This is a genomic window from Luteibacter sp. P4_D7_3 (assembly GCF_056401735.1).
Genome location: NZ_JBFUIT010000502.1, coordinates 1 through 1,832 on the forward strand (window position 1 = coordinate 1; position 1,832 = coordinate 1,832).

Consider the following 1,832-nt stretch of genomic DNA (forward strand, 5'->3'; position numbering starts at 1 on the left):
ATGCAGGACCGGGTGAGGCGATGGAGCGTAAACTTCGCGCTTACATCGGGCCACTCTCGTGACCGCGCAGACACAGTAAGGTGGATAATAACCATATTTCGCGCGAGTTATGTAGGGGAATGCCTACATTGGACGATATTTTGACGTCCATCACGACTTTTTTCGTGAAATAGACAGGTTTCTTAGGAATTATTCGGGGCGCTTCGCGCCTTCGCCGATCAATCGGGTCCCAAAACAGGCATGAAAAAAGCCGGGCGTTTCCGCCCGGCTTTTCATGCAGCGAGAGTGTCAGCAGGCTTACGCCTTGTTGACTTCCTCAGCCTGCAGACCCTTCTGGCCGTTGACGACCTTGAAGGAGACCTTCTCGCCTTCGGCGAGGGACTTGAAGCCGTTGCCCTGGATAGCGCGGAAGTGAACAAACACGTCCGGGCCGTTCTCACGGGAGATAAAGCCGAAGCCCTTGGCGTCGTTGAACCACTTGACGGTGCCGATTTCACGATCCGACATAGAAACACTCCAATACATTGTGTAGCGAATAAAACCGACGATCGAAGTGACCGTCGCTGGAACTGGTGTGCAAGGAAACGCGAGGAGCGAAGCGATGTTGCGGATACGTGATCAGCTGCATCGGGTCAACATAACTCTATGACCCCGGCAAACACAGTCGGCGAACTATACTCGTCCCTACGATAAATAGCGACGGCAGCGCCCCGGGGCCCTTCCGGGGGTGCCCTGACGCTACGTTCACCCCCTCGCGGCCCATGCTTGCGTCCCGTCGCACCCACCGGTGCGACTTTTCGCCTACCATCCTTTCGCTAACCCAAAGGGGGACCAACGACCATGACCCGACATCTCACCCGCTTCCTGCCGTTGGCTGTCTGCGCACTGGCCCTCGCTGCCTGCGCCGACCACAAGCCGAAGCCGGCCACCACCCAGACCGTGACCGCTTCGCCGTCCAGCACGAGCACCACCAAGTCGCGCGCCGCGACGACAAGCGTCACCAGCGTGCCGGCAAGCAAGAACAAGGCGGGGACGACCCCGGCGGCCGCTAACGGACCGCTGCCCGACAGCACCGGCATCGCGGCTTGTGACGAATACCTGGCCAGCTACAAGAGCTGCCATCTGGCTGCCGGCGTGTTCGCTCGCGACCAGATCGAACCGCGCTACGAAATGATGCGCACCAGCCTGCTCCGTCAGTCCCAGGATCCGGATATGCGTGACCAGTTGCAGAATCGCTGCGTATCGCTCGCCTCTCAGCTGAAGGATGCCCTGCACGGCAAGTCCTGCGCGGACACGCCCGCACCCGCCTCCACGCGCTGATCAGTCCTCCAGCGCAGCGCGAATCAGCCTGGCCAGCCCTCGTGGCTGGCTGAGCTGGATGGCGATGCGCGGTGTGCCATGCCACGCCGCGCACTCCTCGAGGGCCGAGGCCACGCCCGCGACGAGGCCCGGTGAGGCGACGACATCCGCCTCCAGCCAGACACCGATCACCTCGAACAAGCCCTCCTGTCGGTGCGCCTTCGCATCGAGGCGACCGACGAGCCGTCCGCGATGGAGGATGGGCAACACGTAGTAGCCGTAGATTCGCTTCGGCGCCGGCGTGTAGCACTCCAGGGTGTATTCGAACCCGAACAGATCCATCGCACGGGCGCGGTCCCAGACCACCGGATCGAAAGGCGAAAGCAGGGTCGTGCGCGTCGCACGAAGGAGATTGCCCGCGGCCTCGCCCAATAGTGAGGCGTGGTCCCGGTGCACGTACGCGATGTCGTCCCAGCCGTCGACAGTGACCTCAATCAGCAGGCCGTCGGCGACCAGCGGAGCCAGTTCCGCGT

At 62.1% G+C, this 1,832-nt stretch carries 3 protein-coding genes; 1 reads left to right on the top strand and 2 read right to left on the bottom strand.

The window, feature by feature from the left end; genetic code table 11:
- Positions 1 to 297 precede the first annotated feature (297 nt).
- Positions 298 to 507: a cold-shock protein gene (locus AC1DSN_RS22070; RefSeq protein WP_046967385.1), complete on the bottom strand. Its 210-nt coding sequence runs from the start codon at positions 505 to 507 to the stop codon at positions 298 to 300.
- Positions 508 to 840: 333 nt separating this feature from the next.
- Here AC1DSN_RS22070 and AC1DSN_RS22075 point away from each other — a divergent pair, with 333 nt between their 5' ends.
- Positions 841 to 1,320 carry a hypothetical protein gene (locus tag AC1DSN_RS22075; RefSeq protein WP_063572147.1) on the top strand — a complete coding sequence of 160 codons (480 nt, stop codon included), beginning with the start codon at positions 841 to 843 and terminating at the stop codon, positions 1,318 to 1,320.
- Here the strand turns inward: AC1DSN_RS22075 and AC1DSN_RS22080 are convergent.
- On the bottom strand, positions 1,321 to 1,832 hold a 512-nt coding region (locus tag AC1DSN_RS22080), incomplete at its 5' end, for a DNA glycosylase AlkZ-like family protein (RefSeq protein ID WP_477332924.1).

Coding starts and splice junctions, on each gene's coding strand:
- AC1DSN_RS22070 (WP_046967385.1), bottom strand. CDS start 507: ATGTCGGATCGTGAAATCGGCACCGTCAAGTGGTTCAACGACGCCAAG.
- AC1DSN_RS22075 (WP_063572147.1), top strand. CDS start 841: ATGACCCGACATCTCACCCGCTTCCTGCCGTTGGCTGTCTGCGCACTG.